Consider the following 23,707-nt stretch of genomic DNA (forward strand, 5'->3'; position numbering starts at 1 on the left):
AGTGACGTATGCGCATTCATATATTGGGGATTTGTGGCACTTTCATGGGCGGACTGGCAATGCTGGCGCGCTCGCTGGGCCATGAGGTGACAGGTTCGGACGCCAATGTGTATCCGCCAATGAGCACACTTCTGGAGAAACAGGGCATCGCTTTAATTCAGGGCTACGATGCCAGCCAGCTGGATCCTGAGCCGGATCTGGTGATCATTGGCAACGCCATGACCCGCGGTAACCCGTGCGTTGAGGCGGTACTGGAACGCAATATCCCGTTCATGTCCGGTCCGCAGTGGCTGCATGACTTCGTCCTGCGTGACCGCTGGGTAGTTGCCGTTGCCGGTACCCACGGCAAAACGACTACCGCGGGCATGGCGACCTGGATTCTCGAAGCCTGCGGCTATAAGCCGGGCTTCGTCATCGGCGGCGTACCGGGCAACTTTGACGTTTCTGCTCGCCTGGGGGACAGCCCGTTCTTTGTGATCGAAGCCGACGAGTATGACTGCGCGTTCTTCGACAAGCGCTCTAAGTTCGTGCATTACTGCCCGCGCACGCTGATCCTCAATAACCTTGAGTTTGACCACGCGGATATTTTTGACGACCTGAAGGCCATTCAGAAACAGTTCCACCACCTGGTGCGCATTGTTCCAGGCCAGGGCCGCATCATCCTGCCTGAAAACGACATTAACCTGAAGCAGACCCTGGCAATGGGCTGCTGGAGCGAGCAGGAGCTGGTGGGCGAGCAGGGCCACTGGCAGGCGAAGAAACTCAATGCCGATGCCTCCGAGTGGGAAGTGCTGCTCGACGGTGAAAAGGTGGGTGAGGTGAAGTGGGGCCTGGTGGGCGAACACAATATGCACAACGGCCTGATGGCGATTGCCGCAGCGCGTCACGTGGGCGTTCAGCCTGCGGATGCGGCGAATGCGCTGGGCTCGTTTATCAATGCCCGCCGCCGTCTGGAACTGCGCGGTGAAGCCCACGGCGTCACCGTGTATGACGATTTCGCGCACCACCCAACGGCCATTCTGGCCACGCTTGCCGCCCTGCGTGGCAAAGTTGGCGGTACCGCGCGCATTCTGGCGGTGCTGGAACCACGCTCGAACACCATGAAGATGGGCATCTGCATAGACGATCTCGCGCCGTCGTTAGGACGTGCCGATGAAGTCTTCCTGCTTCAGCCGCAGCATATTCCGTGGCAGGTCGCGGAAGTGGCCGATGCCTGCATTCAGCCGGCACACTGGAGTGCAGATGTGGATGCGCTCGCGGATATGGTGGTGAAAGCCGCTCAGCTTGGCGACCATATTCTGGTGATGAGCAACGGCGGTTTTGGTGGGATCCATCAGAAGCTGCTGGACGGGCTGGCGAAGAAAGCGGAAGCGGCCGCCGACGCGTAAAAAAAGCCCGGTGGCGCTCACGCTTACCGGGCCTACGTTCTTTTCCGCCTCGCCCCTCCGGGGTGAGGGGAACGGATTACTCTTCGTTCTCAGACAGCTCGCGCAGATACTGGAAAATCAGGCGCGCAGACTTCGGCGGCTTATTCCCTTCTTTCTCTTTCTTCGCGTTGCGGATCAAGGAACGCAGCTGCTGGCGGTCGGCATCCGGCCACAGGTTCAGCACTTCCGGTACGGCGTCATCACCCTGTTCAATCAGACGATCGCGGATCTGCTCCAGCTTGTGGAACAGCGCAACCTGCTGGTTGTGGCGGTTTTTCAGCTTGTCCAGCGCCTGGCGGATCGGATCAACATCGCGCTGACGCAGCATTTTCCCGATAAGCTGAAGCTGGCGACGACGGCCTTCTTTTTTGATTTTCTGTGCCAGTTCAATGGCATCGCGCAGATCCTGGTCGAGCGGGATCTTATCAAGCGCGTTTTTACCCAGTTCTACCATTTCCGCGCCAAGCTGTTTTAACTCTTCGGCGTCACGTTTAATTTCACTTTTACTGACCCAGATGATCTCATCATCTTCGTCTTCGATGTCATCACCGGGAACGTCGTCGAGCCAGTCTTCGGGCTGCTTAGTCATGTCAGGCTCCTTAAAAAAAGAGGCTAATGTTACCAGTTAAGACGCGCACTGAAAAACGGTTCTCTGTTAGACTTCAGTTAACTCTCTCTTACAGTATGGCATTTGCGATGAAAGTAACCTCACAAGTTGAAGCGCAGCGTAAGATTCTGGAAGAAGCCGTCTCCACCGCGCTGATGCTTGCTTCAGAAAAATCAGATGGCGCCGAAGTGGCGGTCAGCAAAACCACCGGCATTAGCGTGAGCACCCGCTATGGCGAAGTGGAGAATGTCGAATTCAACAGCGACGGCGCGCTGGGTATCACGGTATACCACCAGAATCGCAAAGGCAGTGCGTCATCCACCGATCTCAGTCCGGATGCCATCGCCCGTACGGTGCAGGCCGCGCTGGATATCGCCCGTTACACCTCGCCGGATCCTTACGCCGGCGTGGCCGATAAAGACCTGCTGGCGTTTGACGCGCCGGATCTCGATCTTTTCCACCCGGCGGAAGTGACCCCGGACGAAGCCATTGAACTGGCCGCGCGCGCCGAGCAGGCTTCCCTGCAGGCCGACAAGCGCATCACCAATACCGAAGGCGGCAGCTTCAATAGCCATTACGGCATCAAAGTCTTTGGCAACAGCCACGGCATGCTGCAGGGCTACTGCTCTACCCGCCACTCGCTCTCCAGCTGCGTCATCGCCGAAGAGAACGGTGACATGGAGCGCGACTACGCCTACACCATTGGCCGCGCGCTGGGGGATTTGCAGTCTCCGGAGTGGGTAGGCAAAGCGTGTGCCGAACGCACGCTGTCTCGCCTGTCGCCGCGTAAACTCTCCACCATGAAAGCGCCGGTGATTTTTGCCAATGAAGTGGCGACCGGTCTGTTTGGCCATCTGGTGGGCGCGATTGCGGGCGGCTCCGTTTACCGTAAATCAACCTTCCTGCTCGACTCGCTGGGCAAGCAGATCCTGCCGGAATGGCTGACCATCGAAGAACATCCGCACCTGCTGAAAGGGCTGGCCTCCACGCCGTTCGACAGCGAAGGCGTGCGCACCGAGCGTCGTGACATTGTCAAAGACGGCGTGCTGACCCAGTGGCTGCTGACCAACTACTCTGCGCGCAAGCTGGGGCTGAAAAGCACCGGGCACGCGGGCGGTATTCACAACTGGCGCATTGCCGGGCAGGGCCTCAACTTTGAGCAGATGCTGAAGGAGATGGGCACCGGTCTGGTGGTGACCGAGCTGATGGGGCAGGGCGTCAGCGGCATCACCGGAGACTACTCTCGCGGTGCGGCGGGCTTCTGGGTGGAAAACGGTGAAATCCAGTATCCAGTGAGCGAAATTACCATCGCTGGCAATCTGAAGGATATGTGGCGCAATATCGTTACGGTCGGTAACGATATTGAAACACGCAGCAATATACAGTGTGGTTCTGTATTACTTCCGGAAATGAAAATCGCCGGACAATAAAGATAGCGTTTTGTTAATAATAAAAAAGGAAGTGAGCAATGCGTAAACATCTGTTAGCGATCGTCGCAGCTTCAACGCTGGTTCTTGGCTCTTCTGCGTTTGCTGCCGATCTTGAAGACGACATGGGCATCCTCGGTCAAAACCTGAAGGTGGTCCAGAAAACCGACAATGCGGCGGAAATGAAAGACGCGCTGACCAAAATGCGTGAAGCGGCGCTGGACGCCCAAAAAGCGACGCCGCCAAAGCTGGAAAGCAAAGCGGCAGACAGTGCAGAGATGAAAGACTACCGCCACGGCTTTGACGTGCTGGTCGGCCAGATCGACGGCGCGCTGAAGCTCGCTAACGAAGGCAAAGTGAAAGAGGCCCAGGCGGCGGCCGAGCAGTTTGTGACCACGCGCAATACGTACCACAAAAAGTATCGTTAATTGGGTGCCTGAGCTGTACGTCCTTCCCCGTATGCGGAGGCGCATGACGCGCCTCCGCATCCTTGCTCCCTACTGGCCGGAGCGACAATCCATCCGCGCTGTCACTTCAAGCGAGCCGTTTCGAAAACGGATTTCGCACAGTGTTTTCCTCGTCACCAGCGTTAAGATGATTATTGTCAAAGCAATAATCATCAAAACCCCGATACTTGGGTTTCTGCGTTTCATGGATGCCTCCTTGCTTTAAAGCGGGCGAGGTAGCGAACTCCACGGTCGTGACGTGTCGTTTCGAGCCCCCGCCCTGATTTTCTATCAGGCGGGGCTTTCCACTTTCCGTCCCATGCCTGAGACGGTCAGTCTCAAGCACCCGCCGCCACTCTACCCAATCCCCATAAGAAAACCTTATCCACGTCACATTTCTACGAGCCTGCTCGGAATCTTTTCCACTCTGCTTACCCGTTCGTTCCCGCGTAATAGCGTGATATTCATCACGCGAATACATTGATTTATCCAGATTCGGCGCATTTATGTGGCACAGATCACTGCTGCGGCTCGCCTTTCCACTTCGAAGTGGAAAACAACTCGCTACAAACCCGTCCCTCCCACCGTTAGTTTTAATCCAGAGCCATTAACGGGGTAAGACCAGTGATTAACGGAGCGGTAATGAACGACGTTGGGGAACAGGCGGTGCAAACAGATCAACTCGCAAACACCATGCTGCAGCAGGTCTATGCCCTGCTGGCCCGGAACAACATCATCCCCAATGCAGTACAGGAGCAGATGCTCACCTCCCACGTGCGCGCCATGGCGCACCGGTCCGTGACCGGCGAGCCGCTACCGGAGGTTGAAGCAGAGCTGTTTGACGAAATTTCACCGGATTCAATGCGGCTTGCCCGTGAAGTGGTCGCGCAGTTTGGCAACCTTCCTGATGAAGAAGCCTGGCTGCTCTCCGTTCACTTTGAAGTCGCAAAAGACAACCTTTAAGGAGCAACACATGGAACAGATTACAGTCGTGATTGGCGATCGCCTGGGTAAAGGTCAGAAAGTGGCTGCCGGTGTGGAAAAAGCAGGTGGACGCGCGGTTGTCGTACCGGGCATGGCGGCAGACATGAAGCTGGGCGACGTAATGAAAGCGGAAAACGCCACCTTCGGCATCTCCTTCTGCGGCAGCGGCGGCGCGGGTGCCATCACCGCCCAGACCAAGTATGGCTACAAAGCCAAATACGGCATGCGTTCCGTGGAAGAGGGCGTGACTGCCATCAACGAAGGCTGCAACGTGCTGGGCTTTGGCTTTATGGATAAAGAAGAGCTTGGCGAGCGTCTGGTACAGGCGTGGCAGAAGAAATACGGCGCATAAGCATGAAAGAACAGTTCACAACCACGGTGAGAGTGAAGGGGAAGGGCGACGCCAAAGCGCGCGCCTTTGCCGACGCGCTCAACCACGTTCAGGCCGCGGTGATGAAAGCCTCACCGCATATCTTACTGCGTATTGAGCCACAGGATGTGCAGGTCGTTCAGGCGCAAGAAGCGGTGCGTAAAGAAGCGTTTCTGTTCTTCTTTCTGCGCCGGGAAAGACGCACCTACAGCGTGGAGCTGGATGTGACCGTCAACGTGACAGCCATCAATCTCGACCAGGTGGATTTCGTCACGCAACGCTGATTATTCATAAAAGGGCAGACTGATGTTCTTAATTATATTAATAAAATCGCTCATCATTGGCGGCCTGGTTGGCGTCGGTGTGGGCGCCGGGGCTGCACGCATGTTTCATGCGCCTACCACTCAGGGTATGGGCGCGTTTCGTACGTTGGGGGAACTGAACTCCTGTGAAGGGGATCCGGCGTCCCACTTCTCCTTTGGGTTAGGTTTCTTCTTTAACGCCTGGGCCTCTTCCGTGGCCGCAGGGGCTTTCACACAGGACGTTGACCACCGCATCATCCCGAACTGGGGTGCGGCTGCACTGATGATCAAAAACCGTAACGTCGGCGAAACGCTGCACGATCCCCGCAAAATGGCGATTGCCTGCGGCGTGATCGGCATGATCGTCGTGACCTTCCTTAACCTGACCGCCTCCTCCGTTCCCGCAGCGCTTCAGGTCACCGCCGTGAAGGTGCTGGTGCCGGCGGCAAACCTGCTGGTGAACACCGTGATGCCGGTGATCTTCTGGCTGGCAGCCATCGATGCGGGTAAAAAATCGGGCTTCTGGGCCACCATCTTCGGCGGCGCGGCGCAGTTGATTATGGGCAACGCCGTACCGGGCCTGGTGCTGGGGATCCTGATCGGGAAAGGCGTGGAAGAGAGCGGCTGGAACCACGTCACCAAAGTGATGATGGCGGCTATCGTGCTGCTCTTCGTGCTGAGCGGCTTCTTCCGCGGCTTCGACATGAAGATGATCGAATCCTTCCATCTGACCGTGCCGAACTGGCTCGACATGATCCACAACTCGCTCAGCGGTAAATAACAGGAGCCTCTAAATGGAACAGAATAAAGGTTTTTGGTATGCCGACTGGTCGTTCCCGATCTTCGTTGGCCTGCTCTCCTCCGGCGTGTTTGCCGGGACGCACATGTACTACCTCTACGGCATCGGCGCGTTTAACGAAGTGGCCTTCGTGGCGATGCTGAAAGCGGGTATTGATACCGGCGTTTACGGCGCGGTGGCGGCGTTTGGCGCGAGCTTCCTGTTCGCCCGTATTATCGAAGGGTCGCTGGTCGGTATTCTCGACATTGGCGGGGCGATCCAGACCGGCGTAGGCCTCGGCGTACCGGCGCTGCTGCTGGGCGCGGGGATCATGTTCCCGGTGACCAACTTCATTGCTTCGCTGATCACCGGCCTGGTGATTGGTCTGGCGATTGGCTACGTCATCATCCTGGCGCGTAAGTTCACCATCAACCAGAGCAACTCCACCTACGGCGCAGACGTGATGATGGGCGCGGGCAACGCCTCCGGCCGCTTCCTCGGGCCGTTGATCATCCTCAGCGCCATGACCGCCTCCATTCCGATCGGCGTCGGCTCGCTGGTGGGTGCGCTGCTGTTCTACATCTGGCAGAAGCCGATTACCGGTGGCGCTATCCTCGGCGCGATGATTCTGGGCTGGCTGTTCCCGGTTGCCCTTTAATACCCGCGGGCGCGCTGGCGCCCGCCTTATCAGGAGATCCTCATGTTTGATTTACTCCTGCGCCGTGCGCGCCTCACCGACGATACCCTGACCGATATCGCCATTCAGGACGGGAAAATCGCGGCGCTGGGCGAGATTAACGCGCCCGCGCATAAAACGGTTGAGCTGAACGGTGAAGTGTTCGTCAGCGCAGGCTGGATTGACTCCCACGTACACTGCTACCCGAATTCCCCGATTTACCACGACGAACCCGACAGCGTGGGCGTTGCCACCGGCGTCACCACCGTAGTGGACGCGGGCAGCACCGGCGCCGACGATGTGGACGATTTCTATGAGATCACCCGCAAGGCCTCCACCGAGGTTTTTGCTCTGCTGAACATCTCCCGCGTGGGGCTGATTGCCCAGAACGAGCTGGCCAATATGGCCAATGTTGATGCCGACGCGGTGAAGCAGGCGGTGAAGCGCCACCCTGATTTTATCGTCGGCCTGAAGGCGCGTATGAGCAGCAGCGTGGTCGGTGAAAACGGCATCACGCCGCTGGCGCGCGCGAAAGCGATTCAGAAAGAGAACGGCGACCTGCCGCTGATGGTGCACATCGGCAACAACCCGCCAAATCTCGACGAAATCGCCGAACTCCTGAGTTCCGGCGACATCATTACCCACTGCTATAACGGCAAGCCTAACCGCATTCTGACGCCCTCGGGCGAGCTGCGCGCCTCCATATCCTCTGCCCTGAAGCGCGGCGTGCGTCTGGACGTGGGGCACGGCACGGCGAGCTTTAGCTTTGAGGTGGCAAAACGCGCTATCGCGATGGGCATTCTGCCGCACACCATCAGCTCAGATATCTACTGCCGCAACCGCATCAACGGCCCGGTGGGCTCGCTGGCAAGCGTGATGTCGAAGTTTCTCGCCATCGGCATGTCATTGCCGCAGGTGATTGACTGCGTCACGGCGAACGCCGCCGACGGCCTGCGCCTGACGCGCAAGGGCCGCATTCAGCCGGGTCTCGACGCCGACCTGACGCTATTCATCCTCAAACGTCAGCCGACGGTGCTGACGGATGCCGAAAACGACAGCCTGCAGGCTGAACACATTCTGGTGCCGCTTGCCGCGATCCGCGCGGGCAAGGGCTACATGACCGAACAAGGGAGCACGGAAAATGCCTTCGATTTATGAGAAGTACCGCTTAAAGCAGGTTATCAACACCTCTGGCCGCATGACGGCGCTGGGCGTCTCCACGCCGCGTCCGGAGGTGGTACAGGCGGCGATGGACGGCATGAATCACTATTTCGAGATGAAGGATCTGGTCAATAAAACCGGGGAGTACATCGCGAAGCTGCTGGATGTGGAAGGGGCGACGGTCGTCTCCTGCGCGTCGGCGGGCATTGCCCAGTCCGTGGCGGCGGTGCTGGTCAAAGACAGCGACTGGCTGCTGGAAAATCTGCACATTACCCCAATTGAGAACAACGAAATCGTCCTGCCGAAAGGCCACAACGTGAACTTTGGCGCGCCGGTGGGCACCATGGTCGCGCTGGGCGGCGGCAGGCTGGTGGAGGCGGGCTACGCCAACGAATGTTCCGCCGATCAGCTGGCGGCGGCGATCACCCCGCGCACGGCCGCGATCCTCTATATCAAATCTCACCACTGCGTGCAGAAAAGCATGCTCAGCGTCGAGCAGGCGGCCGTTGTCGCGCGTAAACACGACTTGCCGCTCATCGTTGATGCCGCGGCGGAAGAAGATCTGCATGTTTACTACCGCTCCGGCGCGGACCTGGTGATCTACAGCGGCGCGAAGGCGATCGAAGGCCCAACCAGCGGGCTGGTGATCGGCAAAACCCAGTATGTTGAGTGGGTCAAACGCCAGACGGCGGGGATTGGCCGCGCCATGAAGGTGGGTAAAGAGGGCATTCTTGGCCTGACCTGCGCCATCGAACACTATCTGACGGCCACCAAAGAGAGCGGCGCCGAGATGGTGGCGAAAATGACGCCGTTTATCGAGGCGCTCAACACCCTGAACGGTGTGACCGCGCGCGTGGTCTGGGACAGCGCCGGACGCGACATCGCCCGCACCGAGATTAAATTTGACGAAGCCACCACCGGCGTCGGCACGGGTGACCTGGTGGCGAAGCTGAAGCAGGGCGAATACGCCATTTACTTCCGTGGCTACAAGGCCAACGAAGGGATTATCGAAGCGGATGTACGCAGCGTGAATGCTGATCAGCTGAACATCGTGTACCGCCGCATTAGCGAAGTGTTAGGACAGGAGAAAAATGCATGAAACTGACCCCCAACTTTTACCGTGACCGCGTCTGTCTGAACGTGCTGGCAGGGTCGAAGGCCAACGCCAGCGCCATCTACGAGGCGGCGGAAGGTCATGTGCTGGTGGGCGTGCTCTCCAAAAATTACCCGGACGTAGCCAGCGCGGTAGCGGATATGCGCGAGTACGCGGCGCTGATTGATAACGCACTGTCTGTTGGGCTGGGCGCGGGCGACCCGAACCAGTCGGCGATGGTGAGCGAGATCTCCCGTCAGGTGCAGCCGCAGCACGTTAACCAGGTCTTTACCGGCGTGGCTACCAGCCGCGCGCTGCTGGGACAGAACGACTCTGTGGTCAACGGTCTGGTCTCCCCGACCGGCACCGTCGGGATGGTGAAAATCTCCACCGGCCCGCTGAGCAGCAAAGCGCCGGACGGCATCGTGCCGGTTGAAACGGCGATTGCTCTGCTGAAAGATTTCGGCGGCAGCTCTATCAAATACTTCCCGATGGGCGGCCTGAAGTGCCGTGACGAGTACAAAGCGGTGGCGGAAGCCTGCGCCCGTCACGACTTCTGGCTGGAGCCGACCGGAGGTATCGATCTGGAAAACTATGAGGAGATCCTGCAGATCGCCCTCGACGCGGGCGTGAGCAAAATCATCCCGCATATCTACAGCTCGATTATCGACAAAGCCAGCGGTGATACGCGTCCGGAAGATGTGCGTACTCTGCTGGCGATGACGAAGAAGCTGGTGAAGTAGAACTCACATATATACAGGAGCCACCATGCACACCCGTACCTTGCTTGTCGCTTCACTCTCAATGCTCGCCACCGCCGCTGTCGCCCAGACGCAATATGCCTGGGTGGGTACCTATAATCCGAACGGTGAAGGGTTGTACCGTTTTACTGTTAACCCGCAAACCGGCGCGCTGAACGATAAAACGCTGGTGAGCAAACTGCCGAATGCGGCGCAGTTGACCCTTTCACAGGACGGCAAAACGCTGTATCTGGCAAGTGAAGTGGAGCAGGGCGTGGTGCAGGCGCTGCGCGTCGGCGATAACGGTGAGCTGAGCCAGCTCAATCAGGTGGCCTCCGGCGGTGCCGGGCCGGTGTATCTCTCCCTGACGCCGAACGGCCAGCATCTGCTGGTGGCGAACTATGTCAGCGGCTCAATTGCCGTTTTACCCGTCAACGCAGACGGCAGCCTGGGTGAAGCCACGGACAAACATCAGGATCAAGGCGAACCGGGCGCGGCGAAGCCCGAAGCTGCTGCGGAGGGCAGTTTCGCGATCAGCGATCATAACGGCCCCCATGCGCACATGATCGCCGCCGATCCGAGCGGGAAGTACGTGTTTTCCACCGATCTGGGGCTGGATCGCATCTATCAGTACCGTTTTGACGATCGGACAGGAAAGCTGACGCCGAACGATCCGCCGTTTATCAGCGCCTCCTCGAAAGGCGCCGGGCCGCGCCACTTTGTCTTTACGCCGAAGGGCGATGCCCTGTGGCTGATTAACGAAGAGGCGTCTACGCTCACCCGGTATACCGTGAACGCCAACGGCACCCTGAAAGAGGATAAAACGGTTTCTGCCCTGCCGGAAGGTTACAAAGGCACCAGCTTTGCTGCCGGGCTCGCATTAAGCGCCGATGGCAGGCAGCTGTACGTGGCTAACCGTTTGCATAACAGCATCGGGCACTTTACCGTAACAGCAGAGGGCACGCTGACGCATCAGGATGACGTGTGGACGCGTGGTGATTATCCCCGCACCCTGACGCTCGATAAGCAGGGACGCTGGCTGTACGTCATGAACCAGCGCAGCGACAACATTACCCGTTTCCGCGTGGCGCAGGACGGGAAATTGAGCTTCGAACCGGACTATACCCCGGTCGGCAGCCCATCCCAGATGGTCATTTCACCTTAAGCTGTTAGAGGACAACGACGTGCGATTTCCGAACCAACGTTTAGCGCAACTTTTCGATCTGTTGCAAAACGAGACGCTGCCGCAGGACGAGCTGGCGCAGCGGCTGTCGGTCTCCACGCGAACCGTCCGTGCGGATATCACCGCCCTGAACGCGCTGCTGGCCAGCCACGGCGCGCAGTTTATCCTGAGCCGGGGCAACGGCTACCAGCTCAAAATTGAGGATGCCGAGCGCTATCAGCAGCTTCAGGCATCCCACCCGCGCGCGCTGCGTATCCCACGGACCGGGCCGGAGCGCGTGCATTATCTGGTGGTGCGTTTTCTCACCTCGGCGTTTTCGCTTAAGCTGGAGGATCTGGCGGACGAGTGGTTCGTCAGCCGCGCCACGCTGCAAAGCGACATGGCGGAGGTACGCGAGTGGTTTCATCGTTACAACCTGACGCTGGAAACCCGTCCGCGCCATGGGATGAAGCTGTTTGGCAGCGAGATGTCGACCCGCGCGTGCCTGACCGATCTGCTCTGGGAGCTGGCGCAGCAGGACAGCCTGAACCCGCTGGTGACCGACGTGGCGCTGAATGCGGGCGTGGCGGAGCAGATGGTGCCGGTGCTGCACGACGCCTTGACGCGTCATCACATTCGCCTGACCGATGAAGGCGAGCTGTTCCTGCGCCTGTACTGCGCGGTGTCGGTACGTCGCATCAGCGAAGGTTACCCGCTGCCGGAATTCCATGCCGAAGACGTGGAAGAGAACGTGCGCGAGGCGGCGAAGGATATCGCGGTGACCATCCAGCAGCTGGCGGGCAAAACGCTTTCGCCGTCGGAGGAGAGCTGGCTGTGCGTGCACATTGCGGCGCGGCAGATCCAGGAGATCGCGCCCAGCGCGATTAATGCCGATGACGATGAAGCGCTGGTCAACTACATCCTGCGCTACATCAACACCCACTATAACTACAACCTGCTTAGCGACGCGCAGCTGCACGCGGATCTGCTGACGCATATTAAAACCATGATCACCCGCGTGCGGTATCAAATCATGATCCCCAATCCGCTGCTGGATAACATCAAGCAGCACTACCCGATGGCGTGGGACATGACGCTGGCCGCGGTGTCGAGCTGGGGCAAATACACGCCGTATGTGATCAGCGAAAACGAGATTGGTTTCCTGGTGCTGCATATTGGCGTCGGGCTGGAGCGCCACTACAACATTGGCTACCAGCGTCAGCCGCGCGTGCTGCTGGTATGCGACGCCGGTAACGCGATGGTGCGCATGATTGAGGCGGTGCTGCAGCGTAAATACCCGCAGATTGAGGTGACGCGCACGCTCACCCTGCGCGAGTACGAGTTGGCGGAATCGATTGGCGAAGACTTTGTGATCGCCACCGCCCGCGTCAGCGAAAAGTCAAAACCGGTGGTGATGATCGCCCCGTTCCCGACCGACTATCAGTTAGAACAGATTGGCAAACTGGTGCTGGTGGACCGCACCCGCCCGTGGATGCTGGATAAATACTTCGACGCGGCCCACTTCCGCATTATCGACAAGCCGATCGATCAGCAGACGCTGTTCCGCGAGCTGTGTGAACAGCTTGAGGCCGAAGGCTTTGTTGGCGCGGAGTTTCTGGATTCGGTTGTTGAGCGTGAAGCTATCGTCAGTACCATGCTCGGCGACGGCATCGCGCTGCCGCACTCCCTCGGCCTGCTGGCGCAGAAAACGGTGGTCTACACCGTGCTGGCCCCGCACGGCGTGCAGTGGGGCGACGAAACCGCGCACGTCATCTTCCTGCTTGCCATCAGCAAAAGCGAATACGAAGAGGCGATGGCGATTTACGATATCTTCGTCACTTTCCTGCGCGAGCGGGCGATGTCACGTCTCTGTAGCTGCGAGGATTTTGCCGGGTTTAAGGCGGTGGCGATGGAGAGTTTGAGTCGTTTTTGAGATAAGGGCGGATGGATGACATCCGCCTTTGATCAACGCAAATGATGTACAACCTGGTTGCTGCTGCCGCGCCAGATGAGCGCCGGGTCTTTTAAATCCTGCATGAACTTACCGTCGACCAGCACGTTAATCAGATCCACGACTTCCATTTGCTGCGCGTTCAGCTCATCCAGCTTGTAGCCTGTCCAGACCCAGATATCTTTTCCCGAGCACTCGCGGCGAATGCGCTTCACCAGCTTCAAAATATCCTGCACGTTTTGCGGATGCAGCGGATCGCCGCCGGAGAGCGAAATTCCCTGGCGTTTGATGCGCGTGTCATTCAGGTCGCTGATGATTTTATCTTCCATCTCCGCGGTGAACGGCTTGCCGGAATTCAGGCGCCAGGTGCTTTTGTTGTAGCAGCCGGGGCATTCGTGGACGCAGCCTGAGACGAACAGGGTGCAGCGGGTGCCGGGGCCGTTGACGATGTCGACGGGGTAGTACTGGTGATAGTTCATCGCGAATAACCACGCCGGGTGGCGCTGCGCTTACCCGGCCTACAAAAGAGAGCGGTCCGTAGGCCCGGTAAGCGCAGCGCCACCGGGCATTAACGTGGCAGCGGATTAACCGATCTGTCCATTCCCCAGATGCTTCACGCGGCGCTTCACCTCTTCCTGTTTGCCAGCGTTAAACGGACGGGCGTCCGGGCTGCCGAGATAGCCGCACACGCGGCGGGTCACGGAGACGCGGGCCGCATCGTGGTTGCCGCATTTCGGGCAGGTAAAGCCTTTACTCGTACATTCAAACTCGCCGGTAAAGCCACACTCGTAGCACTCGTCGATAGGCGTGTTGGTCCCGTAATACGGCACGTGCTGGTAGCTGTAATCCCACACGTCCTCCAGCGCCTTCAGGTTGTGCTGAATGTTCGGGTACTCGCCGTAGCAGATGAAGCCGCCGCTGGCGATCGGCGGATACGCCGCTTCGAAGTCGATCTTGTCGTACGGGTTCACCTTCTTCTCCACATCGAGGTGGAAGCTGTTGGTGTAGTACCCTTTGTCGGTCACGCCTTCCACAATCCCGAACTCGGCGGTGTCCAGACGGCAGAAGCGGTCGCACAGGTTCTCGCTTGGGGTGCTATACAGGCTGAACCCGTAGCCGGTTTCCTCTTTCCACTGGTCTACCGCGTCGCGCAGGCGCTGAACGATGGCGATGCCTTTCTCACGCAGGGCTTCGCTGTCGTACATGTGCGTATCGCCAAACAGCGCGTTGATGGTTTCGTGAATGCCGATGTAGCCCAGCGAAATCGACGCGCGACCGTTTTTGAAGATCTCAGACACGTCATCGTCCGCCTTCAGGCGCACGCCACAGGCCCCTTCCATATAGAGGATCGGCGCGACGCGGGCTTTGACCCCTTCCAGACGGGCAATACGGGTCATCAGCGCCTTACGCGCCAGCTGCAGGCGCTCGTCCAGCAGCGCCCAGAAGGCGTCTTCATTGCCTTTCGCTTCCAGCGCGATGCGCGGCAGGTTGAGGCTGATCACGCCGAGGTTGTTGCGCCCGTCGTGGATCTGCTCGCCGTTTTCATCCTCGTACACGCCGAGGAAGCTGCGGCAGCCCATTGGCGTTTTAAACGAACCGGTGACCTTCACCACCTGATCGTAGTTCAGGATGTCCGGATACATGCGCTTGCTCGCGCACTCCAGCGCCAGCTGTTTAATGTCGTAGTTTGGATCGCCAAACTTGTGGTTCAGGCCGTCGCGAATCGCGAAAACCAGTTTCGGGAACACCGCAGTTTTACGGTTTTTGCCAAGGCCGGAAATACGGTTGCGCAGAATGGACTGCTGAATCAGACGCGATTCCCAGCTGGTGCCCAGGCCAAAGCCGAAGGTCACAAACGGCGTCTGGCCGTTGGCGGTGTGCAGCGTGTTCACTTCATATTCCAGCGACTGGAACGCGTCGTAGCACTCTTTTTCGGTGCGGGAGTGCGCGTAGCCGTCAGCGTCCGGAATGTGCCACTCGTCAGCCGTTTTACGGTGCTTATTGAAGCTTGCCGTGACGAACGGAGCCAGCACTTCATCAATACGGTTAATGGTGGTGCCGCCGTAAATATGGCTGGCGACCTGGGCGATAATCTGCGCCGTGACCGCGGTGGCCGTGGAGATTGACTTAGGCGGTTCAATCTCGGCGTTGCCCATTTTAAAACCGTGGGTCAGCATGCCTTTCAGGTCGATCAGCATGCAGTTGAACATCGGGAAGAACGGCGAATAGTCGAGATCGTGGTAGTGAATTTCGCCGCGCTCGTGCGCCGAAACCACGTCGCGCGGCAGCAGATGCTGGCGGGCATAGTGTTTGGCGACGATACCGGCCAGCAGATCGCGCTGGGTGGGGATCACTTTACTGTCTTTGTTGGCGTTTTCATTGAGCAGGGCGGAGTTGGTCTGCTCCACCAGGCCACGGATCTCCTGGTTCAGACGACCGCGCTTCTCGCGCTGCACGTCGCGATCGTGGCGGTACTCAATGTAGGCGCGCGCCAGCTGCTTGTAGGGCCCTGCCATCAGCTGGTTCTCAACCGCGGTCTGGATTTCGTTGATATCGACCTGGCTGCGTTCATTCATCTGGCTGCTAACGACTTCTGCGACGGTGGCGCAGTAATCTGCGTCATCGACTCCCGCTGCTTTAGCTGCACGCAGAATGGCTTCCTGGATGCGCTCTGATTTAAACGGCACTTTACAGCCATCACGTTTCATCACATGCGGTGTCATGATCACTCCATTTTTAAAAACAGGTTATCCACAGAGGTGGAGAAGTATTCACCGGACGCATTTCCCGCCAGGCCAAAGACTTCCCGCGTTCCCAGCTCGTGTTATCCACAATTCCGGCCAGCGTAAGCGCCGTCTTGTTGTTGGAATAGTAGACGATAAATACAAGATATTGGGTCGGCGTGCATTTTAAGTGCTACATATAGTGATTTGCATCAAACATGTTTGCGATTTATTTGATTCAGAACAAAGTAAAAAGACGAGAGTACAAACGACGGGCGCTTCAGAGATTGTAAAGGTGGAAGAGAAAAATCTGATTGATTATTCAACAAAAACAGTAAAGTAAGCCGGGTACAGGGCTGCACCCGGCAGGACGGTTACTGCTGCAACCACCAGACGGCTTCAAACGGACGCAGCGACGTCGTTTGCGGTGTCGGGTAGTTACTCATCAACACCTGCAACTTACCGCTGAGAAGGTCTGTCTGCCATTCCTGAGGCGTATTACTCAGGTTCGCCGCAACGATCAGGGTCTGTCCCTGCCACTGGCGACGGTAGCACCACAGAGAAGGGTGTTCCGGCAGGAGATCCTCATAATCCCCCCACGTTAGCACCGGCAGGGTTTTGCGCAGGCTAATCAGCGACTGATAGGTATAGAAGACGGAATCCGCATCGTCGAGCGCCGAGCGGGCGTTCACGGTTTCGTAGTTATCGCAGACGCCAATCCACGGTTCGCCCTCGCTAAAGCCCGCATTGTGCGACGCGTCCCACTGCATTGGCGTGCGGCCATTATCCCGGGACTTATTCGCCAGAATCGCCAGTAATTCATCCGGATCGCGGCCGTTGGCGCGCAGTTCGGCGAACATGTTCAGGCTTTCCACGTCGCGGTAATCGGTGATGCGGCTGAAGTGCGGGTTCGTCATCCCCAGCTCTTCGCCCTGATAGATATACGGCGTGCCCTGCATACCGTGCAGCACCATGCCGAGCATTTTCGCGGCGTGAACCCGGTATTCTCCTTCGTCACCGAAGCGCGACACGATGCGCGGCTGGTCGTGGTTACACCAGAACAGGGCGTTCCAGGCTTTGTTATGCATCCCCTGCTGCCAGTGGCGGAAGAGGGTTTTCAGCGCCACGAAGTCCGGCTTCGCCTTCGTCCACTTTTCGCCGCCGGGATAGTCCACCTTCAGGTGGTGGAAGTTAAAGGTCATCGACAGCTCGCGGCCATCGAGAGAAGCATACTGCTGGCAGTTCTCCAGCGAAGTCGAGGACATCTCGCCTACCGTCATCAGGTTGCGCGGGGTAAAGACGTCGCGGCTCATCTCCTGCAGATATTCATGGATGCGCGGCCCGTCAGTGTAGAAGCGGCGACCGTCACCCGTCTCATCATTCGGGAAATCCTGATCTTTCGAAATCAGGTTAATGACATCGAGGCGCAAGCCGTCGACGCCGCGGTCGGCCCAGAACTCGCACACCTTTTTCAGCTCGGCGCGCACCGCCGGATTTTCCCAGTTGAGGTCCGCCTGCTCCGGCGCGAACAGGTGCAGGTAATACTGCTCGCTCTCTGCGTGCCAGCGCCAGGCGTTGCCGCCAAACTTGGAGCGCCAGTTGTTGGGCAACTGCTCAGGCGTGCCGTCGCGCCAGATGTAGAACTGGCGGTACGGGCTCGCTTTGTTCAGCGATTCCCGGAACCAGGGGTGCTGGGTTGAGGTGTGGTTGAACACCATATCCAGCACGATGCGAATGCCGCGCTGGTGCGCCTCGGCGACCAGTTCGTCGAAATCATCCAGCGTGCCGTACGCCGGGTCGATGGCGGTGTAATTCGCCACGTCGTAGCCATTATCCACCTGCGGGGAGATATAAAACGGCGTCAGCCAGATGGCGTCGATGCCGAGGGTTTTCAGGTAGTCCAGACGCTGCGTCACGCCGCGTAAATCGCCGGTGCCGCTGCCGGTGGTGTCCTGGAAACTCTTGGGGTAAATCTGGTAGATAACGCCGTTTTGCCACCAGTGAGGAAGGGTATTCATAGTGTGTTCCTGCAAATGCGAAGGGGCGCAACTGCGCCCCGAAAGAGAGAGATTAAACAATCTGCAGCGAGCCCTGACGGAACTTACGCTGATAAACCACGGTAGTCAGCGCCATTGGGACGATAATCGCGATGGCCATTGCCAGGGCGAACACCTGCCAGTAAGCGGGCTGGATGGAGAGGATGCCCGGCAGGCCGCCGACGCCAATCCCGTTTGCCATTACGCCGTTTAGTCCGCACACCAGGCCCGCCAGACCGGAACCGATCATCGCGCAGAGCATCGGGAAGCGGTATTTCAGGTTGATACCGTACATCGCCGGTTCGGTGACGCCGAGGTAGGCGGAGATGGCCGCCGGAACGGAGATCTCGCGTTCGTTGTGCTTGCGGCTGACGATGATGATGCCGGTCACCGCGGACGCCTGAGCAATGTTAGACAGGGCGATAATCGGCCAGACCGGCGTGCCGCCGAGGCTCTGGATCATCTGCATATCAATGGCCAGCGTGGTCTGGTGCACGCCGGTGATCACCAGCGGGGCGTACAGGAAGCCAAACAGCGCGGCGCCAATCGGGGCGAAGCTGCCGGTCATCAGGTGACGCACTGCGAAGGCCACGCCGTCGCCAATCATGCGGCCAAACGGACCGATAAAGGCATGCGCCAGGAAGACCGCCAGAATCAGCGAGCACACCGGCACCACCACCAGATAAAGGTAATCCGGCACGATGCGCTTCAGTCGGGTTTCAATAAAGCCCAGCGCCAGCCCCGCCAGCAGGGCCGGAATGACCTGCGCCTGATAGCCCACTTTGGCGATGGTAAACAGGCCGAAGTTCCACACCTCAGGCACCTGCTGACCAAGTAAGTAAGCGTTCATTAACTGCGGAGAGACCAGCGTGACGCCGAGTACGATACCGAGGATCGGCGTACCGCCCATCTTGCGCACCGCGGACCAGCAGATCCCCACCGGCAGATAGAAGAAGATCGCCTCGCCAATCAGCCACAGGAAGTCGTACACGGTTTTCAGCGCCGGGTACATCTGCGCCAGGGTTTTGCCGTCACTCATCGGCACGTCACCGATGACGTTACGGAAGCCTAAAATCAAGCCTCCGCTGATCAGCGCTGGCAGCAGCGGGAAGAAGATCTCCGCAAAGTGGGAAATCAGCTGCTCGTGCCACTTCATGTTCTGGCGCGCGGCCTTCTTCGCCTGCTCTTTATCGGCGGAGGAGTGCCCGGTCGTTGCCAGCAGAGCCTGATAGTAATCGCCCACTTCGGTACCAATCACGACCTGGAACTGACCGGCGTTGGTGAAGCAGCCTTTAACCATGGAGAGTTCTTCAATGGCCTTCGGATTGGCTTTGGCCGGATCGTTCAGCACGAAGCGCAGGCGGGTAATGCAATGGCTGACGGTAGCGATGTTTTCGCGGCCGCCGACCAGGACGATCAACTGATCGATATCTGCTTGTTTGACTTTACTCATCATGAAACCTCATGACAGATGGTGAGGGGGGTAATGACCTGAGCGCAAGCCTACTCCTTCAGCGTGACGGCGAAAATGGGAACGTTCCCGAAATCGGGCGAAGATCACAATAAACCGTTGAGCGGGGGTTAAGAAAGGTGGGCAGGAATAACGATCTGACGCGGCTCAGCGCGCCCGTTGATCTGCTCGATCAGCTGCGCGGCGGCCTGTCTGCCGGACTCGGCATAACCCGGGTCGACGGTAATAATTTCCGGGTGCAAAAACTTCATCAGCGGCGTGCTGCCGACGCTCGCCACCTGCAGGTTATCGATACGCTGCTCCTGCAGATATTTACTCGCGCCCAGCGCCAGCGTATCCGTGGCGCACACCAGCGCGGTGGTTTGCGGCGTCAGGACGCTGGCGACCTGCTCGTAGCCCTGCTTCATGCCCAGCCCCGGCAGGGAGGCCACGGCGGAGAGGTTGTGCTTTTTGCAAAAGGCCAGATAGGCCTCATGGCGGCGCTTGCCGGTGGTGACGTCCGCGTGCGGTACGCCGAGGAAGCTGATATGGCGATGGCCTTCGTCAAACAGGCGCTGCATCAGGGTGATAATCGCGCCCTCGTCGTCATAGCAGACGGAGGCAAAACCGTGGGCATCGCGCGCCAGCAGCACCAGCGACGGCTGCCAGGGTTTTAGCATCTCGTCTTTGATGCCGGTAAAGCCGAACAGCACCACGCCGTCAATGTTGCGTCGCTGGAGCATACCCAGATGTTCTTCCACCAGTTGTGGCGAGAACTGGCTCTCCATCATGATCGGGTCATATCCCTGCTCATAGAAGGCGGGCAGCATAGTCTGCACGGCAAGGTTTTCAGACAGAGAATCCAGACGCGAGACAATGATGGCGACCACTTTGTCACTCTGTCCGCGCATGGCGCGCGCGGAGCGGGAAGGGGAAAAGCCGTGCTGATTCATGACCGCCTCAACGCGCTCGCGGGTGCGTTCGCTGACGCCGCTTTCGTTGTTCAGCACGCGTGAGACGGTTGATTTCCCCACGCCGCTTAAACGCGCGATGTCTTTAATCGTAAGGCGGTTCTGCATGCTGTATTCCCTGTAACAACGACAAAATGGTCAATTGAGCCTAATGCTATAGCGCGATTTCGCTATGGGCAAAGTCTGGTTTACGTTCGGTTTATTTGCAGGGGGGTATAATACCGCCCGAATCGTCACAAAGGGTACGCTTAAATCCTTATACTGCGCGGCGACACCCTACTTTTTACTTACCGGAGGCTTCATGGATCCCGATCCCACACCTCTCCTGAACGGGAGAATGCGTTCTTTCCGGTAAGCCAGCCTGTTGCTGACTCACCGGTGATGTGAGGCAGCAACGTCCCAAACGTTCCTGCTTGAAAAATTGAGTGCCTCTCAGGTACGGCTTTGCCACGCCTGAAGGAAAAGCTGCGTCCGCGTTTGCGGATGCGGAGGAATGACTATGTTTAAAAATATCACCCGGCAGCTGCAGGCCCTGCTGAGCCGCCACCTGCCACACCGTCTTGTTCAGCGCGACCCGCTGCCCAATGCCAAAAACATGGTGGGGGCGGCGATCCCCGCGTCCCTGACAGAACGCTGCCTGAACGTGGCGGCGATGGATGAAAATGAAGTCTGGCGCGCCTTTGGCGGACACCCGGAAGGGCTGAACGCGGCAGAAGTGGAAAAAATCCGCGCCGTGCATGGCGATAACCTCATTCCGGCGCAAAAGCCGTCTCCGTGGTGGGTGCATCTGTGGCTCTGCTACCGCAACCCGTTTAACCTGCTGCTGACCGTGCTCGGCCTCATCTCCTATGCGACGGAGGATCTGTTTGCCGCAGGGGTGATTGCCCTGATGGTGGGCATCTCCACGCTGCTGAACTTTATTCAGGAGGCCCGCTCCACCAAAGCGGCGGACGCCCTGAAGGCGATGGTCAGCAACACCGCGACCGTCTCGCGCGTGATCAACGATCTCGGCGAAAATGCCTGGGTGGAATTGCCTATCGACCAGCTGGTGCCGGGGGATCTGGTTAAGCTGGCCGCGGGGGACATGATCCCGGCAGATTTACGCATCATCCAGGCACGCGATCTCTTCGTCGCGCAGGCCTCCCTGACCGGGGAATCCCTGCCCGTGGAAAAGGTGGCGCGCAGCCGCGACCCGCAGCAGATGAACCCGCTCGAGTGCGACACCCTGTGCTTTATGGGCACTACGGTCGTCAGCGGTACCGCGCAGGCGATTGTCACCGCCACCGGGGGCAACACCTGGTTTGGTCAGCTTGCCGGGCGCGTCAGCGAGCAGGAGAGCGAGCCGAATGCCTTCCAGAAAGGAATTGGCCGCGTCAGCATGCTGCTGATCCGCTTTATGATGGTGATGACGCCGATCGTGCTGCTGATCAACGGCTACACCAAAGGCGACTGGTGGGAAGCGGCGCTGTTTGCGCTCTCCGTGGCCGTCGGCTTAACGCCGGAAATGCTGCCGATGATTGTCACCTCTACGCTGGCGCGCGGGGCGGTGAAGCTCTCTAAACAGAAGGTGATCGTCAAACACCTCGACGCCATTCAAAACTTTGGCGCGATGGACATTCTCTGCACCGATAAAACCGGCACCCTGACGCAGGACAAAATCGTGCTGGAGAACCACACTGATATATCCGGCAAAACCAGCGAGCGCGTGCTGCACAGCGCGTGGCTGAACAGCCATTACCAGACCGGGCTGAAAAACCTGCTCGACGTCGCGGTGCTGGAAGGGGTGGATGAAGAGTCCGCCCGCACGCTCTCCGGCCGCTGGCAGAAGGTGGATGAGATCCCGTTCGACTTCGAGCGCCGCCGCATGTCGGTGGTGGTGAGCGAGCAGACGGATGTGCATCAGCTGATCTGCAAAGGGGCGCTGCAGGAGATCCTGAACGTGTCCACACAGGTGCGCTATAACGGCGACATCGTGCCGCTGGACGACACCATGCTGCGCCGCATCAAGCGCGTCACCGACAACCTGAACCGTCAGGGGCTGCGCGTGGTGGCGGTGGCGAGCAAGTTCCTGCCGGCGCGCGAGGGGGACTATCAGCGTATCGACGAATCCGATCTGATCCTCGAAGGTTACATCGCCTTCCTCGATCCACCGAAAGAGACCACCGCACCGGCGCTCAAAGCGCTGAAGGCGAGCGGTATTACCGTGAAAATCCTCACCGGCGACAGCGAGCTGGTGGCGGCCAAAGTGTGCCACGAGGTGGGGCTGGACGCGGGCGATGTGGTGGTCGGGAGCGAGATTGAACATCTCTCCGATGACGAGCTGGCGAAGCTTGCCCAGCGCACCACGCTGTTTGCCCGCCTGACGCCGATGCACAAAGAGCGCATTGTCACCCTGCTTAAGCGCGAAGGGCACGTGGTGGGCTTTATGGGCGACGGCATCAACGATGCGCCCGCTCTGCGTGCGGCGGATATCGGTATCTCCGTAGACGGAGCGGTCGATATTGCCCGTGAAGCGGCGGACATCATTCTGCTGGAAAAAAGCCTGATGGTGCTGGAGGAGGGCGTCATCGAAGGGCGCCGTACCTTTGCCAATATGCTCAAGTACATCAAGATGACCGCCAGCTCCAACTTCGGTAACGTCTTCAGCGTGCTGGTGGCGAGCGCGTTTCTGCCGTTCCTGCCGATGCTGCCGCTGCACCTGCTGATCCAGAACCTGATGTACGACGTGTCTCAGGTGGCTATCCCGTTTGATAACGTGGATGACGAGCAGATCCAGAAGCCGCAGCACTGGAACCCGGCAGATCTTGGGCGCTTTATGCTGTTCTTTGGCCCGATCAGCTCTATCTTCGACATCCTGACCTTCTGCCTGATGTGGTTTGTGTTCCACGCCAACACTCCGGAACACCAGACGCTGTTCCAGTCCGGCTGGTTCGTGGTCGGGCTGCTGTCGCAGACGCTGATTGTGCATATGATCCGCACGCGCCGCATTCCGTTCATCCAGAGCCGTGCCGCATGGCCGCTGATTGTGATGACGGGCATTGTGATGGCGCTCGGCATCGCGCTGCCGTTCTCACCGCTGGCGAGCTACCTGCAGCTGCAGGCGCTGCCGCTGAGCTACTTCCCGTGGCTGGTGGCGATCCTCGCGGGTTACATGGTGCTGACGCAGATGGTGAAAGGGTTCTATGCGCGTCGGTATGGCTGGCAGTAACGGCAAGCCCGGTGGCGCTGCGCTTACCGGGCCTACGATCAGAACGTAGGCCGGGTAAGGCGAAGCCGCCACCCGGCACTAGCTTTCCTCCCAAATTCAACAACCTGTGATCTCCGTCGGCGCATTCGCTTGACGACAAATTGAGCGCATGTTAACAGAATGTTTTGCCTTTATTTGGCCCGTCAGATAAGGAAC

Annotated in this window: 21 protein-coding genes; 14 read left to right on the forward strand and 7 right to left on the reverse strand. The window is 58.7% G+C overall.

Features of this window, described 5'->3' with window-relative positions; translation table 11 throughout:
* Positions 1–8 precede the first annotated feature (8 nt).
* On the forward strand, positions 9–1,388 hold the full coding sequence (gene mpl / locus ACMGGU_RS00570; protein WP_420300160.1) for a UDP-N-acetylmuramate:L-alanyl-gamma-D-glutamyl-meso-diaminopimelate ligase: 1,380 nt from the start codon (positions 9–11) through the stop codon (positions 1,386–1,388).
* A 76-nt stretch (positions 1,389–1,464) separates the two neighbouring features.
* Here the strand turns inward: mpl and yjgA are convergent, their stop codons facing one another.
* Positions 1,465–2,016: a ribosome biogenesis factor YjgA gene (yjgA, locus tag ACMGGU_RS00575; protein WP_008501414.1), complete on the reverse strand. Its 552-nt coding sequence runs from the start codon at positions 2,014–2,016 to the stop codon at positions 1,465–1,467.
* Positions 2,017–2,111: 95 nt separating this feature from the next.
* On the opposite strand from yjgA, the gene pmbA reads away from it, so the two are divergent.
* Both pmbA and cybC read left to right on the forward strand, forming a co-directional pair.
* On the forward strand, positions 2,112–3,464 hold the full coding sequence (gene pmbA, locus ACMGGU_RS00580; RefSeq protein ID WP_395299753.1) for a metalloprotease PmbA: 1,353 nt from the start codon (positions 2,112–2,114) through the stop codon (positions 3,462–3,464).
* Positions 3,465–3,502: 38 nt separating this feature from the next.
* Positions 3,503–3,889, forward strand: a complete 387-nt coding sequence (cybC, locus tag ACMGGU_RS00585) for a cytochrome b562 (RefSeq protein ID WP_008501412.1) — start codon at positions 3,503–3,505, stop codon at positions 3,887–3,889.
* A gap of 69 nt (positions 3,890–3,958) precedes the next feature.
* On the opposite strand, the gene ACMGGU_RS00590 is transcribed toward cybC, so the two are convergent.
* Positions 3,959–4,114, reverse strand: a complete 156-nt coding sequence (locus ACMGGU_RS00590) for a Hok/Gef family protein (RefSeq protein WP_072061332.1) — start codon at positions 4,112–4,114, stop codon at positions 3,959–3,961.
* 417 nt (positions 4,115–4,531) lie between these two features.
* Here ACMGGU_RS00590 and ACMGGU_RS00595 point away from each other — a divergent pair, with 417 nt between their 5' ends.
* Genes ACMGGU_RS00595 through ACMGGU_RS00640 form a run of 10 tightly spaced genes read left to right on the forward strand, consistent with a single transcriptional unit; the run spans position 4,532 to position 13,106 of the window.
* Positions 4,532–4,870 carry a glycine dehydrogenase gene (locus tag ACMGGU_RS00595; RefSeq protein WP_086374949.1) on the forward strand — a complete coding sequence of 113 codons (339 nt, stop codon included), beginning with the start codon at positions 4,532–4,534 and terminating at the stop codon, positions 4,868–4,870.
* 10 nt (positions 4,871–4,880) lie between these two features.
* Complete coding sequence (locus ACMGGU_RS00600; RefSeq protein ID WP_023293430.1) at positions 4,881–5,243, forward strand: SFCGS family glycine-rich protein; 363 nt, start codon at positions 4,881–4,883, stop codon at positions 5,241–5,243.
* A gap of 2 nt (positions 5,244–5,245) precedes the next feature.
* A complete protein-coding gene (locus tag ACMGGU_RS00605) occupies positions 5,246–5,545 on the forward strand; it encodes a DUF4312 family protein (protein ID WP_006810338.1) in 300 nt (99 codons plus the stop codon).
* A gap of 22 nt (positions 5,546–5,567) precedes the next feature.
* Positions 5,568–6,344, forward strand: a complete 777-nt coding sequence (locus tag ACMGGU_RS00610) for a DUF4311 domain-containing protein (RefSeq protein ID WP_008501408.1) — start codon at positions 5,568–5,570, stop codon at positions 6,342–6,344.
* Positions 6,345–6,357: 13 nt separating this feature from the next.
* Positions 6,358–6,999 carry a DUF4310 family protein gene (locus ACMGGU_RS00615; RefSeq protein ID WP_003856081.1) on the forward strand — a complete coding sequence of 214 codons (642 nt, stop codon included), beginning with the start codon at positions 6,358–6,360 and terminating at the stop codon, positions 6,997–6,999.
* Between the two features lie 42 nt (positions 7,000–7,041).
* On the forward strand, positions 7,042–8,175 hold the full coding sequence (locus tag ACMGGU_RS00620; protein ID WP_223539926.1) for an amidohydrolase/deacetylase family metallohydrolase: 1,134 nt from the start codon (positions 7,042–7,044) through the stop codon (positions 8,173–8,175).
* Entirely contained in the window at positions 8,159–9,277 is a 1,119-nt protein-coding gene (locus tag ACMGGU_RS00625; RefSeq protein ID WP_048225365.1) for a DgaE family pyridoxal phosphate-dependent ammonia lyase, read from the forward strand. The genes ACMGGU_RS00620 and ACMGGU_RS00625 overlap by 17 nt, the downstream gene beginning before the upstream one ends.
* On the forward strand, positions 9,274–10,014 hold the full coding sequence (gene dagF / locus ACMGGU_RS00630) for a 2-dehydro-3-deoxy-phosphogluconate aldolase (RefSeq protein ID WP_129346008.1): 741 nt from the start codon (positions 9,274–9,276) through the stop codon (positions 10,012–10,014). The genes ACMGGU_RS00625 and dagF overlap by 4 nt, the downstream gene beginning before the upstream one ends.
* A 25-nt stretch (positions 10,015–10,039) precedes the next feature.
* Positions 10,040–11,176 (forward strand): lactonase family protein, encoded by a 1,137-nt coding sequence (locus ACMGGU_RS00635; RefSeq protein WP_277718318.1) that lies wholly within the window; start codon positions 10,040–10,042, stop codon positions 11,174–11,176.
* Between the two features lie 19 nt (positions 11,177–11,195).
* Positions 11,196–13,106 carry a BglG family transcription antiterminator gene (locus ACMGGU_RS00640; protein WP_090393030.1) on the forward strand — a complete coding sequence of 637 codons (1,911 nt, stop codon included), beginning with the start codon at positions 11,196–11,198 and terminating at the stop codon, positions 13,104–13,106.
* A 32-nt stretch (positions 13,107–13,138) separates the two neighbouring features.
* On the opposite strand, the gene nrdG is transcribed toward ACMGGU_RS00640, so the two are convergent.
* The 5 genes from nrdG to treR form a co-directional block, all read right to left on the reverse strand.
* Positions 13,139–13,603 carry an anaerobic ribonucleoside-triphosphate reductase-activating protein gene (gene nrdG / locus ACMGGU_RS00645; RefSeq protein ID WP_395299754.1) on the reverse strand — a complete coding sequence of 155 codons (465 nt, stop codon included), beginning with the start codon at positions 13,601–13,603 and terminating at the stop codon, positions 13,139–13,141.
* 105 nt (positions 13,604–13,708) lie between these two features.
* Positions 13,709–15,847: an anaerobic ribonucleoside-triphosphate reductase gene (gene nrdD, locus ACMGGU_RS00650; protein ID WP_063622677.1), complete on the reverse strand. Its 2,139-nt coding sequence runs from the start codon at positions 15,845–15,847 to the stop codon at positions 13,709–13,711.
* A 374-nt stretch (positions 15,848–16,221) separates the two neighbouring features.
* Positions 16,222–17,865, reverse strand: a complete 1,644-nt coding sequence (treC, locus tag ACMGGU_RS00655) for an alpha,alpha-phosphotrehalase (protein ID WP_126534182.1) — start codon at positions 17,863–17,865, stop codon at positions 16,222–16,224.
* A 52-nt stretch (positions 17,866–17,917) separates the two neighbouring features.
* Positions 17,918–19,336 carry a PTS trehalose transporter subunit IIBC gene (treB, locus tag ACMGGU_RS00660; protein ID WP_023310193.1) on the reverse strand — a complete coding sequence of 473 codons (1,419 nt, stop codon included), beginning with the start codon at positions 19,334–19,336 and terminating at the stop codon, positions 17,918–17,920.
* 128 nt (positions 19,337–19,464) lie between these two features.
* Positions 19,465–20,412: a trehalose operon repressor TreR gene (treR, locus tag ACMGGU_RS00665; protein WP_032651468.1), complete on the reverse strand. Its 948-nt coding sequence runs from the start codon at positions 20,410–20,412 to the stop codon at positions 19,465–19,467.
* Between the two features lie 391 nt (positions 20,413–20,803).
* Between treR and mgtA the strand changes: the two genes are divergently transcribed.
* The gene (gene mgtA, locus ACMGGU_RS00670; protein ID WP_395299755.1) at positions 20,804–23,512 is read left to right on the forward strand and encodes a magnesium-translocating P-type ATPase; all 2,709 of its coding nucleotides are present in this window, start codon (positions 20,804–20,806) and stop codon (positions 23,510–23,512) included.
* Positions 23,513–23,707: the final 195 nt, after the last annotated feature.

This window comes from Enterobacter sp. BNK-8, assembly GCF_048685095.1.
Classification (GTDB): domain Bacteria; phylum Pseudomonadota; class Gammaproteobacteria; order Enterobacterales; family Enterobacteriaceae; genus Enterobacter; species Enterobacter quasiroggenkampii.

Coding starts and splice junctions, on each gene's coding strand:
- mpl (WP_420300160.1), top strand. CDS start 9: ATGCGCATTCATATATTGGGGATTTGTGGCACTTTCATGGGCGGACTG.
- yjgA (WP_008501414.1), bottom strand. CDS start 2,016: ATGACTAAGCAGCCCGAAGACTGGCTCGACGACGTTCCCGGTGATGAC.
- pmbA (WP_395299753.1), top strand. CDS start 2,112: ATGGCATTTGCGATGAAAGTAACCTCACAAGTTGAAGCGCAGCGTAAG.
- cybC (WP_008501412.1), top strand. CDS start 3,503: ATGCGTAAACATCTGTTAGCGATCGTCGCAGCTTCAACGCTGGTTCTT.
- ACMGGU_RS00590 (WP_072061332.1), bottom strand. CDS start 4,114: ATGAAACGCAGAAACCCAAGTATCGGGGTTTTGATGATTATTGCTTTG.
- ACMGGU_RS00600 (WP_023293430.1), top strand. CDS start 4,881: ATGGAACAGATTACAGTCGTGATTGGCGATCGCCTGGGTAAAGGTCAG.
- ACMGGU_RS00605 (WP_006810338.1), top strand. CDS start 5,246: ATGAAAGAACAGTTCACAACCACGGTGAGAGTGAAGGGGAAGGGCGAC.
- ACMGGU_RS00610 (WP_008501408.1), top strand. CDS start 5,568: ATGTTCTTAATTATATTAATAAAATCGCTCATCATTGGCGGCCTGGTT.
- ACMGGU_RS00615 (WP_003856081.1), top strand. CDS start 6,358: ATGGAACAGAATAAAGGTTTTTGGTATGCCGACTGGTCGTTCCCGATC.
- ACMGGU_RS00620 (WP_223539926.1), top strand. CDS start 7,042: ATGTTTGATTTACTCCTGCGCCGTGCGCGCCTCACCGACGATACCCTG.
- ACMGGU_RS00625 (WP_048225365.1), top strand. CDS start 8,159: ATGCCTTCGATTTATGAGAAGTACCGCTTAAAGCAGGTTATCAACACC.
- dagF (WP_129346008.1), top strand. CDS start 9,274: ATGAAACTGACCCCCAACTTTTACCGTGACCGCGTCTGTCTGAACGTG.
- ACMGGU_RS00635 (WP_277718318.1), top strand. CDS start 10,040: ATGCACACCCGTACCTTGCTTGTCGCTTCACTCTCAATGCTCGCCACC.
- nrdG (WP_395299754.1), bottom strand. CDS start 13,603: ATGAACTATCACCAGTACTACCCCGTCGACATCGTCAACGGCCCCGGC.
- nrdD (WP_063622677.1), bottom strand. CDS start 15,847: ATGACACCGCATGTGATGAAACGTGATGGCTGTAAAGTGCCGTTTAAA.
- treC (WP_126534182.1), bottom strand. CDS start 17,865: ATGAATACCCTTCCTCACTGGTGGCAAAACGGCGTTATCTACCAGATT.
- treB (WP_023310193.1), bottom strand. CDS start 19,336: ATGAGTAAAGTCAAACAAGCAGATATCGATCAGTTGATCGTCCTGGTC.
- treR (WP_032651468.1), bottom strand. CDS start 20,412: ATGCAGAACCGCCTTACGATTAAAGACATCGCGCGTTTAAGCGGCGTG.
- mgtA (WP_395299755.1), top strand. CDS start 20,804: ATGTTTAAAAATATCACCCGGCAGCTGCAGGCCCTGCTGAGCCGCCAC.